The sequence below is a fragment of the Streptomyces tamarix genome (assembly GCF_032423885.1).
GTDB lineage: Bacteria > Actinomycetota > Actinomycetes > Streptomycetales > Streptomycetaceae > Streptomyces > Streptomyces tamarix.
Genome location: NZ_JAWCTQ010000005.1, coordinates 146,761 through 162,137 on the forward strand (window position 1 = coordinate 146,761; position 15,377 = coordinate 162,137).

Below are 15,377 nucleotides of genomic sequence, written 5' to 3' on the forward strand. Positions count from 1 at the left end.
CCGAACGGGTACCCGCGGGAACGGAAAAACGGGCCCCGGCCGGGAAGCCCGGCCGGGGCCCGTCCACCGGAACCGGCGTGCGCCTAGTCGCGCGCCTCCGCCAGCAGCTTCTGGATCCGCGACACGCCCTCGGCCAGGTCCTCGTCGCCCAGCGCGTACGACAGGCGCAGGTAGCCCGGCGTGCCGAAGGCCTCGCCCGGGACCACGGCGACCTCGACCTCGTCCAGGATCAGCGCCGCCAGCTCGATGGACGACTGGGGGCGCTTCCCCCGGATCTCCTTGCCCAGGAGCCCCTTCACCGAGGGGTACGCGTAGAAGGCGCCCTCCGGCGTCGGGCAGACCACGCCGTCGATCTCGTTCAGCATCCGCACGATCGTCTGGCGGCGCCGGTCGAACGCCGTGCGCATCTCCGCGACCGCGGAGAGGTCGCCGGAGACGGCGGCGAGCGCGGCCACCTGGGCGACGTTCGAGACGTTCGACGTGGCGTGCGACTGGAGGTTCGTCGCGGCCTTCACGACGTCCTTCGGGCCGAGGATCCACCCGACGCGCCAGCCCGTCATGGCGTACGTCTTGGCCACGCCGTTGACCACGAGGCACTTCTCGCGCAGCTCGGGGACGAGCGCCGGCAGCGAGGTGAAGGTCGCGTCGCCGTACACGAGGTGCTCGTAGATCTCGTCCGTCAGGACCCACAGGCCGTGCTCGACGGCCCAGCGGCCGATCGCCTCGGCGTCCTCGCGCGCGTAGACGGCGCCGGTCGGGTTGGACGGGGACACGAACAGGACGACCTTGGTCCGCTCGGTGCGGGCCGCCTCCAGCTGCTCGACGGAGACGCGGTAGCCGGTCGTCTCGTCGGCGACGACCTCCACGGGGACGCCGCCGGCCAGCCGGATCGACTCCGGGTACGTCGTCCAGTACGGGGCGGGGACGATGACCTCGTCGCCCGGGTCCAGGATCGCGGCGAACGCCTCGTAGATCGCCTGCTTGCCGCCGTTGGTGACCAGGATCTGGGAGGGGTCCACCTCGTACCCGGAGTCCCGCAGCGTCTTGGCGGCGATCGCGGCCTTCAGCTCGGGGAGGCCGCCGGCCGGCGTGTAGCGGTGGTACTTCGGGTTGCGGCAGGCTTCCACGGCCGCCTCGACGATGTAGTCGGGGGTCGGGAAGTCGGGCTCGCCCGCGCCGAAGCCGATCACCGGGCGCCCGGCGGCCTTGAGGGCCTTGGCCTTGGCGTCGACGGCGAGGGTCGCGGACTCGGAGATCGCGCCGATGCGGGCGGAGACCCGGCGTTCGGTCGGAGGAGTTGCAGCGCTCATACGGCCCATCGTCCCAGACCCCGCCGGGGCCGGGCACACAGGTTTCGCCCAGCGGACGACGGCGTCGACCACCTGTTCGCGCGGGGCCCGGAAGGCCCCCGCGGAGGGCGGGGAGCGGCGGGTGCGGGAGGGCGGCACGAAGTCCGCCGGGGCTATCTGTTCGACGCGGGGGCGCCGAGCACGTACACTCTCTGCTCGTTGGCCCCCGCCGACCACACCGTGAGCACCGCTCGGGATGCGGTAGGTTGGGGGAGAACGACAAAGGGTCGTAGCTCAATTGGTAGAGCACTGGTCTCCAAAACCAGCGGTTGGGGGTTCAAGTCCCTCCGGCCCTGCTACACACACCGCCAGGTTGTGTGCGCAGGTATGTACTTCATTGCACCGCCGTGCGGCTCCACCCGGGCGCGGCACGGCCGACCCGGAATCAGGTGAGATACGTGACGGACGCCGTAGGCTCCATCGACATGCCTGATGCTGAGGACGAAGCGCCGGAGTCCAAGAAGAAGAACCGCAAGGGTGGCAAGCGGGCCAAGAAGGGCCCGCTGGGCCGTCTCGCGTTGTTCTACCGTCAGATCGTCGCCGAGCTGCGCAAGGTCGTCTGGCCCACTCGTAACCAGCTGACCACGTACACGACGGTCGTGATCATCTTCGTCGTCATCATGATCGGCATGGTGACCGGCATCGACTTCGGCTTCCAGGAAGCAGTCAAGTACGTCTTCGGCTGATTCCCGCGGAGGGCGCCCACCCCGGCGCCCCTTTTCGCATGTTCCACCCCATCTGTATCCAGGAAGAAGCAGCCACCGTGTCTGACCCGAACCTGAACGAGTCCGCCCAGGACGAGCTCGACGTCGTCGAGGCGGCCGACGAGGACCAGGCGGAAGCTGCGGACGCCGCTGTCGGCGAGGCCGCCGAGGACGTCGAGACCGTCCAGGACGAGGACGACGAGACCGCCGAGGACGCGGACACCGAGGGCGACGTCCAGGACGCCGAGGTCGAGGTCGAGGGCGACGAGACCGCCGAGGTCGAGGACGAGACCGAGGGTGACGAGGAGGAGGCCGAGCCGGCCGCTCCCGTCGACCCGGTCGCCGCGCTCCGCGAGGAGCTGCGCGGCCTCCCCGGCGAGTGGTACGTGATCCACACCTACGCGGGCTACGAGAAGCGCGTGAAGGCCAACCTGGAGCAGCGCGCCGTCTCGTTGAACGTCGAGGACTTCATCTACCAGGCCGAGGTCCCCGAGGAAGAGATCGTCCAGATCAAGAACGGCGAGCGCAAGAACGTCCGGCAGAACAAGCTGCCCGGCTACGTGCTCGTCCGCATGGACCTGACGAACGAGTCCTGGGGCGTCGTGCGCAACACGCCCGGTGTCACCGGCTTCGTGGGCAACGCCTACGACCCGTACCCGCTGACGCTGGACGAGATCGTCAAGATGCTCGCCCCGGAGGCCGAGGAGAAGGCCGCCCGCGAGGCCGCCGAGGCCGAGGGCAGGCCCGCGCCCGCCCGCAAGGTCGAGGTGCAGGTCCTGGACTTCGAAGTCGGCGACTCCGTCACCGTCACCGACGGCCCGTTCGCGACGCTGCAGGCCACGATCAACGAGATCAACGCCGACTCGAAGAAGGTCAAGGGCCTCGTCGAGATCTTCGGCCGCGAGACCCCGGTCGAGCTCAGCTTCGACCAGATCCAGAAGAACTGACCCCGGTCGGTTCCCCGTCAGTCATCGAGCAGGTCAGAGTGGCGTCTCCCGCCCTCTGACCTGCTCGGTTTTTGGACGCACCGCTATACCCGTTATCGTTGTGCGGTATGCCTCCATCCGGATGGTGTCGTACGACACCGGATGGTGGCCGAACACTCTCACTAGGACCCGGAGAGAGCTATGCCTCCCAAGAAGAAGAAGGTCACGGGGCTTATCAAGCTCCAGATCCAGGCCGGTGCCGCCAACCCGGCCCCGCCGGTCGGCCCCGCGCTGGGTCAGCACGGCGTCAACATCATGGAGTTCTGCAAGGCCTACAACGCCGCGACCGAGTCGCAGCGCGGTTGGGTCATCCCGGTGGAGATCACGGTCTACGAGGACCGTTCCTTCACCTTCATCACCAAGACCCCGCCGGCGTCGAGGATGATCCTCAAGGCCGCGGGTGTGGAGAAGGGCTCCGGCGAGCCGCACAAGACCAAGGTCGCCAAGCTGACGAGCGCCCAGGTCCGCGAGATCGCCACGACCAAGCTGCCCGACCTCAACGCGAACGACCTGGACGCCGCCGAGAAGATCATCGCCGGCACCGCCCGTTCCATGGGCATCACGATCGAGGGCTGAACAGCCCCCGTCTGAACCTCTGTGGAAGGGCCACGCGCTGGCCCGGACCACGACTCCATACCTGAAAGCAGGAGAAGAAGTGAAGCGCAGCAAGGCTCTCCGCGGCGCGGACGCCAAGGTCGACCAGGAGCGCATCTACGCCCCCCTCGAGGCCGTCCGTCTCGCCAAGGACACCGCCACCACCAAGTTCGACGGCACCGTCGAGGTCGCCTTCCGCCTGGGTGTCGACCCGCGCAAGGCCGACCAGATGGTCCGTGGCACCGTGAACCTTCCGCACGGCACCGGTAAGACCGCCCGGGTCCTGGTCTTCGCGACCGGTGACCGTGCTGCGGCCGCGGAGGCCGCGGGCGCCGACATCGTCGGCTCCGACGAACTGATCGACGAGGTCGCGAAGGGCCGTCTGGACTTCGACGCCGTCGTCGCCACCCCGGACCTCATGGGCAAGGTCGGCCGCCTCGGCCGCTTCCTCGGCCCCCGTGGTCTGATGCCGAACCCGAAGACCGGCACGGTCACGATGGACGTCGCCAAGGCCGTGACGGACATCAAGGGCGGCAAGATCGAGTTCCGTGTCGACAAGCACGCGAACCTGCACTTCATCATCGGCAAGGTGTCGTTCGACGAGACCAAGCTGGTCGAGAACTACGCCGCGGCGCTGGAGGAGATCCTCCGTCTGAAGCCGTCCGCCGCGAAGGGCCGCTACATCAAGAAGGCGACCCTGTCCACCACCATGGGCCCCGGCATCCCGCTGGACGCCAACCGCACTCGGAACCTCCTCGCCGAGGAGGACCCGGCCGCGGTCTGAGCCTGACGGCTCGCACGGTCGACGCGAACCGGTCCCCGCGCCTCTCCGGAGGGGCGGGGACCGGTTTTTCGTACGCGTCTGTCAGTGGCGTGCGTTAGCGTTTCGAAGAGATTGAAGATCGCACATCTGTGGGGGTGGGGCATGAAGGTCTCCGTACGCAAGCGCCTGGGGGTCCCGGCGGTGGCCGTGGCGGTGCTCGCCGGCGCGGCCGGCTGCCAGGGCGGTGACGGGAAGAAGGCCGCGGACGCGCCGGCCGGCCAGCCGCAGTGGTCCTCGGCGGCGCAGGTCATCCAGACGGCGTACGAGAAGACCGCCGCCGCGAAGTCCGCCAAGGTGCGGATGACGATGACCCTGCCCGAAGGCATGGGGGGCGCCGCGGCGGGTGCCGGCAAGATGGAGATGACCGGTGTCCTGGGCTGGGACCCCGGCACGATGGACATCGCCGTCACCGGCGGCGGCCCGTTGGGCGGCGGTGAGGGGGCGGCCGACTCGGGCGACTTCCGCATGGTCATGGTCGATGACGTCATGTACATGGACATGGGGGACAAGGCCCCCGCCGAGCTGGGCGGCAAGCGCTGGATGAAGCTCGACTTCAAGGCGCTCGGCGAGAAGACCGGTGACGCGGCCCTCCAGAAGCAGCTCACCGGCAGCCTGGAGAACATGAACCAGGACCCGGCCGCGCAGCTCGCCCTGCTGCTCGACTCGCCCAACCTGAAGCACGTCGGCCCGGAGAAGGTCGACGGCGTCGACACGCAGCACTACAAGGGCACGCTCACGGTCGACGAGATGGTCGCCTCCAACAAGTCGCTGTCCGTGCTCTCCGAGAAGGAGCGCGAGGAACTGGTCGCCAAGATGAAGGAGGGCGGCCTGAAGGCGTACGACACGGAGGTCTGGGTCAACGGGGACGGCTACCCCGTCAGGATGGACGTCGGCATGGAGACCCCCGGCGGCCAGGTCGAGGTGTCCGCGACCTACTCGGACTACGGCACCAAGGCCGCCGTCCAGGCCCCGCCGGCCGGGCAGACCTTCGACTTCATGGAGATGATGGAGAAGCTCGCCGGCGCGCTGGAGGGCGCCGACGGCCCCGGGGGCGCGACCGCCTGATCCGGACTTCCCGGCCGATTTGCTTGACGGCCGCCCGGTCCCGTACTCTTCCACAGAAGCCAAAGACCGCTGGTCGTAGCTGTGCCCGTAGGGGTGCAGCCGCCGAAGGATCCGCTAGCTACGGACGGCCTGCGCAGGTGACAGTGGATGTACTCCCGGGCATGTCGTCCGGTCGAGTCACGCCCCGTGCGCCTGCGCCGGGGCGTTTCGTTTTGCCCAGTCTCCTTCCTTCAGCCATCGCGGTCCGAATCACCCGGAAGGAGGCCGAGGCTCATGGCGAGGCCCGACAAGTCTGCTGCGGTTGCCGAGCTGACGGACAAGTTCCGCAGCTCGAACGCCGCCGTGCTGACCGAGTACCGCGGTCTCACCGTGGCACAGCTCAAGCAGCTGCGCCGTTCGCTCGGTGAGAACGCCCAGTACGCCGTGGTGAAGAACACGCTGACCAAGATTGCGGCCAACGAGGCCGGGATCACGTCGCTGGACGACCAGTTCACTGGTCCGACGGCGGTCGCCTTCATCACCGGTGACCCGGTGGAGTCGGCGAAGGGTCTTCGTGACTTCGCCAAGGACAACCCGAACCTGATCATCAAGGGCGGTGTCCTTGACGGCAAGGCGCTGTCCGCCGATGAGATCAAGAAGCTTGCGGACCTCGAGTCCCGCGAGGTTCTGCTCGCCAAGCTGGCGGGTGCCATGAAGGGCAAGCAGTCCCAGACTGCCGCGCTCTTCCAGGCGCTCCCGTCGAAGCTCGTCCGCACCGTGGACGCGCTGCGCGCCAAGCAGGCCGAGCAGGGCGGTGCCGAGTAATTCGGCTCGCACATTGACCGCCGCCTGACGGGCGACGGTCACCGCGGGCCCAACGTACGCCCGCCACACATGTACATCCGGCACCAGCCGAATTAGTGGAAGGACCGCCATCATGGCGAAGCTGTCTCAGGAAGACCTGCTCGCGCAGTTCGAGGAGATGACCCTCATCGAGCTCGCCGAGTTCGTGAAGGCGTTCGAGGAGAAGTTCGACGTCACCGCCGCCGCTCCGGTCGCCGTCGCCGCCGGTGTCCCGGGTGCCCCGGCCGCCGAGGCCGTCGAGGAGAAGGACGAGTTCGACGTCATCCTCACCGGCGCCGGTGACAAGAAGATCCAGGTCATCAAGGTCGTCCGTGAGCTGACCTCCCTGGGCCTGAAGGAGGCCAAGGACCTCGTCGACGGCACCCCGAAGCCGGTCCTCGAGAAGGTCAACAAGGAGACCGCCGACAAGGCTGCCGAGGCCCTCAAGGGCGCCGGCGCGGCCGTCGAGGTCAAGTGACCTCCTTGCGGGTCTCCTGACTCGCGCTGACGCCCTCTGAGGGCGTTTCCAAGGGCGATCACCCAACCGGGTGGTCGCCCTTCGGCGTTCCCGCGGCGCCTGTCGTACGCCCGGACGCGGACGGAGTAAGGTGATCTTCGCCGTGCGCCCGCGGGGCCGGGGGCCTTGACGAACCGCACGCCGCGCGCAATTCTCAGGACGCGTCGTCACAACGATCCGGAACCGAGGCATGGATCGACGACCGAACGGGCAGTATCGATGTGCGTCGAGGCGCGGGGTACCGCGGAGATGAGAAGAACGAGGGTTGCGAATTACTCGCCCTGGACATCAGTGGGCCAAGTGGCTACACTGACCCTTTGCGCTGCCTGTTAACTGCTCCCTGCCCGTCACCAGGGGCATCCCCTCGCAAGAGCACCGTTGACCGAATGCCCTGACCTGGGATTTCGAGTCTCCTGCTCGGCTTGGGACCGGTACGCGCGTAGTGAGTCCGAGCCCTCGGAAGGACCCCCTCTTGGCCGCCTCGCGCAACGCCTCGACCGCGAATACGAACAACGGCGCAAGCACCGCCCCGCTGCGCATCTCCTTTGCAAAGATCAAGGAGCCCCTCGAGGTTCCGAACCTTCTCGCGCTGCAGACCGAGAGCTTTGACTGGCTGCTCGGCAACGCCGCGTGGAAGGCTCGTGTCGAGGCGGCTCTCGAGAACGGACAGGACGTCCCCACCAAGTCCGGTCTGGAAGAGATCTTCGAGGAGATCTCGCCGATCGAGGACTTCTCCGGGTCGATGTCGCTGACCTTCCGCGACCACCGCTTCGAGCCCCCGAAGAACTCCATCGACGAGTGCAAGGAGCGCGACTTCACCTACGCCGCGCCGCTCTTCGTCACGGCCGAGTTCACCAACAACGAGACCGGCGAGATCAAGTCCCAGACCGTCTTCATGGGCGACTTCCCGCTCATGACGAACAAGGGCACCTTCGTCATCAACGGCACCGAGCGTGTCGTGGTGTCGCAGCTCGTCCGCTCGCCGGGTGTGTACTTCGACTCCTCCATCGACAAGACGTCCGACAAGGACATCTTCTCCGCCAAGATCATCCCCTCCCGGGGCGCCTGGCTGGAGATGGAGATCGACAAGCGCGACATGGTCGGTGTCCGCATCGACCGCAAGCGCAAGCAGTCCGTGACCGTCCTCCTCAAGGCGCTCGGCTGGACCACCGAGCAGATCCTGCAGGAGTTCGGCGAGTACGAGTCCATGCGCGCCACCCTGGAGAAGGACCACACCCAGGGCCAGGACGACGCGCTGCTCGACATCTACCGCAAGCTCCGTCCGGGCGAGCCCCCGACGCGTGAGGCCGCCCAGACGCTGCTGGAGAACCTCTACTTCAACCCGAAGCGCTACGACCTGGCCAAGGTCGGCCGCTACAAGGTCAACAAGAAGCTCGGCGCCGACGAGCCGCTCGACGCCGGGGTCCTGACCGTCGACGACATCATCGCGACGATCAAGTACCTGGTGAAGCTCCACGCGGGCGAGACCGAGACCGTCGGTGAGAACGGCTCGACGATCGTCGTCGAGACCGACGACATCGACCACTTCGGCAACCGCCGCCTGCGCAACGTCGGCGAGCTCATCCAGAACCAGGTCCGCACGGGTCTGGCCCGGATGGAGCGCGTCGTGCGCGAGCGCATGACCACCCAGGACGTCGAGGCGATCACGCCGCAGACCCTGATCAACATCCGGCCGGTCGTCGCCTCCATCAAGGAGTTCTTCGGCACCAGCCAGCTCTCGCAGTTCATGGACCAGAACAACCCGCTGTCCGGGCTGACGCACAAGCGTCGTCTGTCCGCGCTCGGCCCGGGTGGTCTCTCCCGTGAGCGGGCCGGCTTCGAGGTCCGAGACGTGCACCCGTCCCACTACGGACGCATGTGCCCGATCGAGACGCCCGAAGGCCCGAACATCGGTCTGATCGGCTCGCTCGCCTCGTACGGCCGCGTCAACGCGTTCGGCTTCGTCGAGACGCCGTACCGCAAGGTCGTCGACGGCCAGGTCACCGACGAGGTGGACTACCTGACCGCCGACGAGGAGGACCGCTTCGTCATCGCCCAGGCCAACGCGCCGCTGACCGAGGAGCTCCGGTTCGCCGAGAACCGCGTCCTGGTCCGCCGCCGCGGCGGCGAGGTCGACTACGTCGGTCCGGACGACGTGGACTACATGGACGTCTCGCCGCGCCAGATGGTGTCGGTCGCGACCGCCATGATCCCGTTCCTCGAGCACGACGACGCCAACCGCGCCCTCATGGGCGCGAACATGATGCGCCAGGCCGTGCCGCTGATCAAGTCGGAGTCCCCGCTCGTCGGCACCGGCATGGAGTACCGCTCCGCCGTCGACGCCGGCGACGTGGTCAAGGCCGAGAAGGACGGTGTGGTCCAGGAGCTCTCCGCGGACTACATCACCGTGGCCAACGACGACGGCACGTACATCACGTACCGCCTGGCCAAGTTCGCCCGCTCCAACCAGGGCACCTCGGTCAACCAGAAGGTCATCGTCGCCGAGGGCGACCGCGTCATCGAGGGCCAGGTCCTGGCCGACGGCCCGGCCACCCAGAACGGCGAGATGGCGCTCGGCAAGAACCTCCTCGTGGCGTTCATGCCGTGGGAGGGCCACAACTACGAGGACGCGATCATCCTGTCGCAGCGCCTCGTCCAGGACGACGTCCTCTCCTCGATCCACATCGAGGAGCACGAGGTCGACGCCCGTGACACCAAGCTGGGCCCCGAGGAGATCACCCGGGACATCCCGAACGTCTCCGAGGAGGTCCTCGCCGACCTCGACGACCGCGGCATCATCCGCATCGGTGCCGAGGTCGTCGCCGGCGACATCCTGGTCGGCAAGGTCACCCCGAAGGGCGAGACCGAGCTGACCCCGGAGGAGCGCCTGCTCCGCGCGATCTTCGGCGAGAAGGCCCGTGAGGTCCGCGACACCTCGCTGAAGGTGCCGCACGGCGAGACCGGCAAGGTCATCGGCGTGCGCGTCTTCGACCGCGAGGAGGGCGACGAGCTGCCGCCGGGCGTGAACCAGCTGGTCCGCGTCTACGTGGCGCAGAAGCGCAAGATCACCGACGGTGACAAGCTCGCCGGCCGCCACGGCAACAAGGGTGTCATCTCCAAGATCCTCCCGATCGAGGACATGCCGTTCCTTGAGGACGGCACCCCGGTCGACATCATCCTCAACCCGCTCGGCGTGCCGTCCCGAATGAACCCGGGACAGGTCCTGGAGATCCACCTCGGCTGGCTCGCCAGCCAGGGCTGGGACGTCTCCGGACTCGCCGACGACTGGGCCAAGCGGCTCCAGACCATCGGCGCCGACCAGGTCGAGCCCCGCACCAACGTCGCGACCCCGGTCTTCGACGGTGCCCGCGAGGACGAGCTGGCCGGTCTGCTGGAGCACACCCTCCCCAACCGCGACGGCGACCGCCTGATGCTGCCGTCCGGCAAGGCGCGCCTGTTCGACGGCCGCTCCGGCGAGCCGTTCCCGGACCCGATCTCGGTCGGGTACATGTACATCCTCAAGCTCCACCACCTGGTCGACGACAAGCTGCACGCCCGTTCGACCGGTCCGTACTCGATGATCACCCAGCAGCCGCTGGGTGGTAAGGCTCAGTTCGGTGGCCAGCGCTTCGGTGAGATGGAGGTGTGGGCGCTGGAGGCTTATGGCGCCGCGTACGCCCTCCAGGAGCTGCTGACCATCAAGTCCGACGATGTCACCGGCCGCGTGAAGGTCTACGAGGCCATCGTCAAGGGCGAGAACATCCCCGAGCCCGGCATCCCGGAGTCCTTCAAGGTGCTCATCAAGGAGATGCAGTCCCTGTGCCTCAACGTGGAGGTGCTGTCCTCGGACGGCATGTCCATCGAGATGCGCGACACCGACGAGGACGTCTTCCGCGCGGCGGAGGAGCTCGGCATCGACCTGTCCCGGCGCGAGCCGAGCAGCGTCGAAGAGGTCTGACGGGTCGGCCGGCCGGATGCCCCATCCGGCCGGCCCCGCCCAGCGACCCGTACAGACCATTGATTGACACGAACCCTGAGAGGGATTGACGCATAGTGCTCGACGTCAACTTCTTCGACGAGCTGCGGATCGGCCTGGCCACCGCGGACGACATCCGGCAGTGGTCCCACGGCGAGGTCAAGAAGCCGGAGACCATCAACTACCGCACCCTGAAGCCCGAGAAGGACGGCCTCTTCTGCGAGAAGATCTTCGGCCCGACCCGGGACTGGGAGTGCTACTGCGGCAAGTACAAGCGCGTCCGCTTCAAGGGCATCATCTGTGAGCGGTGTGGCGTCGAGGTCACCCGCGCCAAGGTGCGCCGCGAGCGGATGGGCCACATCGAGCTCGCCGCCCCCGTCACCCACATCTGGTACTTCAAGGGCGTCCCGTCCCGGCTGGGCTACCTGCTGGACCTCGCCCCGAAGGACCTGGAGAAGGTCATCTACTTCGCGGCGTACATGATCACGTACGTCGACGAGGAGCGCCGCCAGCGCGACCTGCCGTCGCTGGAGGCCCACGTCTCCGTCGAGCGCCAGCAGATCGAGCAGCGCCGCGACGCCGACCTGGAGGCCCGCGCCAAGAAGCTCGAGACCGACCTGGCCGAGCTGGAGTCCGAGGGCGCCAAGGCCGACGTGCGCCGCAAGGTGCGCGAGGGCGCCGAGCGCGAGATGAAGCAGCTCCGCGACCGCGCCCAGCGCGAGATCGACCGCCTCGACGAGGTGTGGAACCGCTTCAAGAACCTCAAGGTCCAGGACCTGGAGGGCGACGAGCTGCTCTACCGCGAGCTGCGCGACCGCTTCGGCACCTACTTCGACGGCTCGATGGGCGCCGCCGCGCTGCAGAAGCGCCTGGAGTCCTTCGACCTGGAGGAGGAGGCCGAGAAGCTCCGCGAGATCATCCGCACCGGCAAGGGCCAGAAGAAGACCCGCGCGCTCAAGCGCCTCAAGGTCGTCTCCGCCTTCCTGCAGACCAGCAACAGCCCCAAGGGCATGGTGCTGGACTGCGTCCCGGTGATCCCGCCGGACCTGCGCCCGATGGTGCAGCTGGACGGTGGCCGCTTCGCGACCTCCGACCTGAACGACCTGTACCGCCGCGTCATCAACCGCAACAACCGCCTGAAGCGGCTTCTCGACCTCGGCGCGCCCGAGATCATCGTGAACAACGAGAAGCGCATGCTCCAGGAGGCCGTCGACGCGCTCTTCGACAACGGCCGCCGCGGCCGCCCGGTCACGGGCCCCGGCAACCGTCCGCTGAAGTCGCTGTCCGACATGCTCAAGGGCAAGCAGGGCCGGTTCCGCCAGAACCTGCTCGGCAAGCGAGTCGACTACTCGGCGCGTTCCGTCATCGTCGTCGGCCCGCAGCTCAAGCTGCACCAGTGCGGTCTGCCCAAGGCCATGGCGCTGGAGCTCTTCAAGCCGTTCGTGATGAAGCGCCTGGTCGACCTGAACCACGCGCAGAACATCAAGTCGGCCAAGCGCATGGTCGAGCGCGGCCGCACGGTCGTGTACGACGTGCTCGAAGAGGTCATCGCCGAGCACCCGGTGCTGCTGAACCGTGCGCCCACGCTGCACCGCCTCGGCATCCAGGCCTTCGAACCGCAGCTGGTCGAGGGCAAGGCCATCCAGATCCACCCGCTCGTCTGCACCGCGTTCAACGCGGACTTCGACGGTGACCAGATGGCCGTCCACCTGCCGCTCTCCGCGGAGGCGCAGGCCGAGGCGCGCATCCTGATGCTGTCCTCGAACAACATCCTCAAGCCGGCCGACGGCCGTCCGGTCACCATGCCGACCCAGGACATGGTGCTGGGCCTCTTCTTCCTCACCACGGACGAGGAGGAGCGCGAGGTCAGGGGCGAGGGCCGCGCCTTCAACTCCACCGCCGAGGCGATCATGGCCTTCGACGCCCGGGAGCTGTCGCTCCAGGCGAAGGTCGACATCCGCTTCCCGATCGGTTCCGTCCCGCCCCGCGGCTGGACGCCCCCGGTCAACGAGGACGGCGAGACGGAGTGGCAGCAGGGCGACAGCTTCCGCCTGCGCACCACCCTGGGCCGCGCGCTCTTCAACGAGCTGCTGCCCGAGGACTACCCGTTCGTCGACTACACGGTCGGCAAGAAGCAGCTCTCCGAGATCGTCAACGACCTCGCCGAGCGCTACCCGAAGGTCATCGTGGCGGCGACGCTCGACAACCTGAAGGCGGCGGGCTTCTACTGGGCCACCCGCTCCGGCGTCACCGTCGCCATCTCGGACGTCGTCGTCCCGGAGGCGAAGAAGGAGATCGTCCGCGGCTACGAGGCGCAGGACGAGAAGGTCCAGAAGCAGTACGAGCGCGGTCTGATCACCAAGGACGAGCGCACGCAGGAACTCATCGCGATTTGGACCAAGGCGACCAACGAGGTCGCCGAGGCCATGAACGAGAACTTCCCGAAGACGAACCCGATCTTCATGATGGTGAACTCGGGTGCGCGAGGAAACATGATGCAGATGCGCCAGATCGCGGGTATGCGCGGTCTGGTGTCGAACGCCAAGAACGAGACGATCCCGCGTCCGATCAAGGCGTCCTTCCGCGAGGGCCTGTCCGTGCTGGAGTACTTCATCTCCACGCACGGTGCCCGTAAGGGTCTCGCCGACACGGCCCTGCGCACCGCCGACTCGGGTTACCTGACCCGTCGTCTGGTGGACGTCTCGCAGGACGTGATCATCCGCGAGGAGGACTGCGGCACCGACCGCGGTCTGAAGCTGCGGATCGGCGTGCGCGGCGAGGACGGCGTCCTGCGCAAGGCGGACGACGTCGAGACGTCCGTGTACGCGCGGATGCTCGCCGAGGACGTCGTCGTGGACGGCAAGGTCATCGCGCCGGCCAACGTCGACCTGGGCGACGTGCTCATCGACCAGCTCATCGCGGCGGGTGTCGAGCAGGTCAAGACCCGCTCGGTCCTCACCTGCGAGTCCGCGGTCGGCACGTGCGCGTACTGCTACGGCCGTTCGCTCGCGACCGGCAAGCTGGTCGACATCGGCGAGGCGGTCGGCATCATCGCCGCCCAGTCCATCGGTGAGCCCGGTACCCAGCTCACGATGCGTACCTTCCACACCGGTGGTGTGGCCGGTGACGACATCACGCAGGGTCTGCCGCGTGTCGTCGAGCTCTTCGAGGCCCGTTCCCCCAAGGGCATGGCGCCGATCGCCGAGGCCTCCGGCCGCGTGCGGATCGAGGAGACCGAGAAGACCAAGAAGATCGTCATCACGCCGGACGACGGCAGCGACGAGACGGCGTACCCGATCTCGAAGCGCGCCCGTGTCCTGGTCGGCGAGGGCGACCACGTCGAGGTGGGCCAGAAGCTCACCGTGGGTACCGAGAACCCGCACGACGTGCTGCGCATCCTCGGTCAGCGGGCCGTTCAGGTCCACCTGGTCGGCGAGGTGCAGAAGGTCTACAACTCGCAGGGCGTGTCGATCCACGACAAGCACATCGAGATCATCATCCGGCAGATGCTGCGCCGTGTGACGATCATCGAGTCCGGCGACGCGGAGCTGCTGCCGGGCGAGCTCGTGGAGCGCTCGCGCTTCGAGCAGGAGAACCGTCGCGTGGTCCAGGAAGGCGGCCACCCGGCCTCCGGCCGTCCGCAGCTGATGGGTATCACCAAGGCGTCGCTGGCGACGGAGTCGTGGCTGTCCGCGGCCTCCTTCCAGGAGACGACCAGGGTCCTGACGGACGCGGCGATCAACGCCAAGTCCGACTCCCTGATCGGCCTCAAGGAGAACGTCATCATCGGTAAGCTCATCCCGGCCGGTACGGGCCTGTCCCGCTACCGCAACATCCGGGTCGAGCCGACCGAGGAGGCGAAGGCCGCGATGTACTCGGCCGTCGGCTACGACGACATCGACTACTCGCCGTTCGGCACGGGCTCCGGCCAGGCCGTTCCGCTGGAGGACTACGACTACGGTCCGTACAACCAGTAAGCGAGTCGCCTGACCGAAGGGCGGTCACCCCGCGAGGGGTGGCCGCCCTTCGGCGTGCGGCGGCTCCGGTCAGCGCCCGGCCAGCTCCCACAGGGCGAGCACGAGGCCGGCGCTCGCCGTCAGCGCGGCGATGCTGGCCAGCGGCCAGCGGGCGCGTTCGAGGGCGTCGAGCCGGGTCTCCATGTCGGCGAGCTGCTTGTCGGTCTGGTCGCTGCGCTGGACGAGCAGCGCGAGCGAGCCGTCGACGCGGGCGAACCCGGCCTCCAGCGTGCCCCGCAGCCGTTCCAGCTCGACGGCGACGGTCACGGGGTCGCTCGTCTGGTCAGACTCGGGCATCGGCGCCCCCCGGGGTGGTGCGCAGCCAGGCCGGTAGCAGGCGCTGGACCGCGTCGAGGGCCATGACCCGGGTGAGCGCGCCCGCGACCGCCAGTGCTCCGGCGACCCAGGGCAGGGTCGCCGGGACGCCGGAGGCGTCGACGATCGCGGGAAGCACGACGGCGATGCCGACGGCGGACTGGAGGACGGTGCGGGCCGTGCGCTTGGCGGCATCGGACACGGGGTGCT

General features: G+C 68.0%; 12 protein-coding genes and 1 tRNA gene. 10 read left to right on the forward strand and 3 right to left on the reverse strand.

The annotated features are described in order from the left end of the window. Positions 1-83: 83 nt before the first annotated feature. Entirely contained in the window at positions 84-1,310 is a 1,227-nt protein-coding gene (locus tag RND61_RS06340) for a pyridoxal phosphate-dependent aminotransferase (RefSeq protein ID WP_315876789.1), read from the reverse strand. Positions 1,311-1,572: 262 nt separating this feature from the next. Here RND61_RS06340 and RND61_RS06345 point away from each other — a divergent pair. The 10 genes from RND61_RS06345 (at position 1,573) to RND61_RS06390 (ending at position 14,813) form a co-directional block, all read left to right on the forward strand. Beyond that, positions 1,573-1,645 (forward strand) — tRNA-Trp (locus RND61_RS06345). 102 nt (positions 1,646-1,747) lie between these two features. Then, positions 1,748-2,035 (forward strand): preprotein translocase subunit SecE, encoded by a 288-nt coding sequence (secE, locus tag RND61_RS06350; protein ID WP_315876790.1) that lies wholly within the window; start codon positions 1,748-1,750, stop codon positions 2,033-2,035. Between the two features lie 77 nt (positions 2,036-2,112). Then, positions 2,113-3,000, forward strand: a complete 888-nt coding sequence (gene nusG, locus RND61_RS06355) for a transcription termination/antitermination protein NusG (RefSeq protein WP_391652957.1) — start codon at positions 2,113-2,115, stop codon at positions 2,998-3,000. A gap of 180 nt (positions 3,001-3,180) precedes the next feature. Next, positions 3,181-3,615: a 50S ribosomal protein L11 gene (rplK, locus tag RND61_RS06360; RefSeq protein WP_315876792.1), complete on the forward strand. Its 435-nt coding sequence runs from the start codon at positions 3,181-3,183 to the stop codon at positions 3,613-3,615. Between the two features lie 79 nt (positions 3,616-3,694). Beyond that, positions 3,695-4,417 carry a 50S ribosomal protein L1 gene (gene rplA, locus RND61_RS06365; protein WP_315876793.1) on the forward strand — a complete coding sequence of 241 codons (723 nt, stop codon included), beginning with the start codon at positions 3,695-3,697 and terminating at the stop codon, positions 4,415-4,417. 141 nt (positions 4,418-4,558) lie between these two features. Further along, complete coding sequence (locus RND61_RS06370) at positions 4,559-5,521, forward strand: hypothetical protein (RefSeq protein ID WP_315876882.1); 963 nt, start codon at positions 4,559-4,561, stop codon at positions 5,519-5,521. A gap of 273 nt (positions 5,522-5,794) precedes the next feature. Further along, complete coding sequence (gene rplJ, locus RND61_RS06375; RefSeq protein ID WP_315876794.1) at positions 5,795-6,325, forward strand: 50S ribosomal protein L10; 531 nt, start codon at positions 5,795-5,797, stop codon at positions 6,323-6,325. A gap of 112 nt (positions 6,326-6,437) precedes the next feature. Next, positions 6,438-6,821: a 50S ribosomal protein L7/L12 gene (gene rplL / locus RND61_RS06380; protein WP_315876795.1), complete on the forward strand. Its 384-nt coding sequence runs from the start codon at positions 6,438-6,440 to the stop codon at positions 6,819-6,821. 511 nt (positions 6,822-7,332) lie between these two features. Continuing rightward, entirely contained in the window at positions 7,333-10,818 is a 3,486-nt protein-coding gene (gene rpoB, locus RND61_RS06385; protein ID WP_315876796.1) for a DNA-directed RNA polymerase subunit beta, read from the forward strand. A 95-nt stretch (positions 10,819-10,913) separates the two neighbouring features. After that, positions 10,914-14,813 (forward strand): DNA-directed RNA polymerase subunit beta', encoded by a 3,900-nt coding sequence (locus RND61_RS06390; protein ID WP_315876797.1) that lies wholly within the window; start codon positions 10,914-10,916, stop codon positions 14,811-14,813. Positions 14,814-14,882: 69 nt separating this feature from the next. On the opposite strand, the gene RND61_RS06395 is transcribed toward RND61_RS06390, so the two are convergent. After that, positions 14,883-15,149: a hypothetical protein gene (locus RND61_RS06395; protein ID WP_315876798.1), complete on the reverse strand. Its 267-nt coding sequence runs from the start codon at positions 15,147-15,149 to the stop codon at positions 14,883-14,885. Then, the gene (locus tag RND61_RS06400) at positions 15,136-15,369 is read right to left on the reverse strand and encodes a hypothetical protein (protein ID WP_315876799.1); all 234 of its coding nucleotides are present in this window, start codon (positions 15,367-15,369) and stop codon (positions 15,136-15,138) included. The genes RND61_RS06395 and RND61_RS06400 overlap by 14 nt, the downstream gene beginning before the upstream one ends. Positions 15,370-15,377: the final 8 nt, after the last annotated feature.

What these genes read in the sequence shown, in the direction of transcription:
- RND61_RS06340 (WP_315876789.1), bottom strand. Translation starts at nt 1,310, where the DNA reads ATGAGCGCTGCAACTCCTCCGACCGAACGCCGGGTCTCCGCCCGCATC.
- rplK (WP_315876792.1), top strand. Translation starts at nt 3,181, where the DNA reads ATGCCTCCCAAGAAGAAGAAGGTCACGGGGCTTATCAAGCTCCAGATC.
- RND61_RS06370 (WP_315876882.1), top strand. Translation starts at nt 4,559, where the DNA reads ATGAAGGTCTCCGTACGCAAGCGCCTGGGGGTCCCGGCGGTGGCCGTG.
- rplJ (WP_315876794.1), top strand. Translation starts at nt 5,795, where the DNA reads ATGGCGAGGCCCGACAAGTCTGCTGCGGTTGCCGAGCTGACGGACAAG.
- rplL (WP_315876795.1), top strand. Translation starts at nt 6,438, where the DNA reads ATGGCGAAGCTGTCTCAGGAAGACCTGCTCGCGCAGTTCGAGGAGATG.
- RND61_RS06395 (WP_315876798.1), bottom strand. Translation starts at nt 15,149, where the DNA reads ATGCCCGAGTCTGACCAGACGAGCGACCCCGTGACCGTCGCCGTCGAG.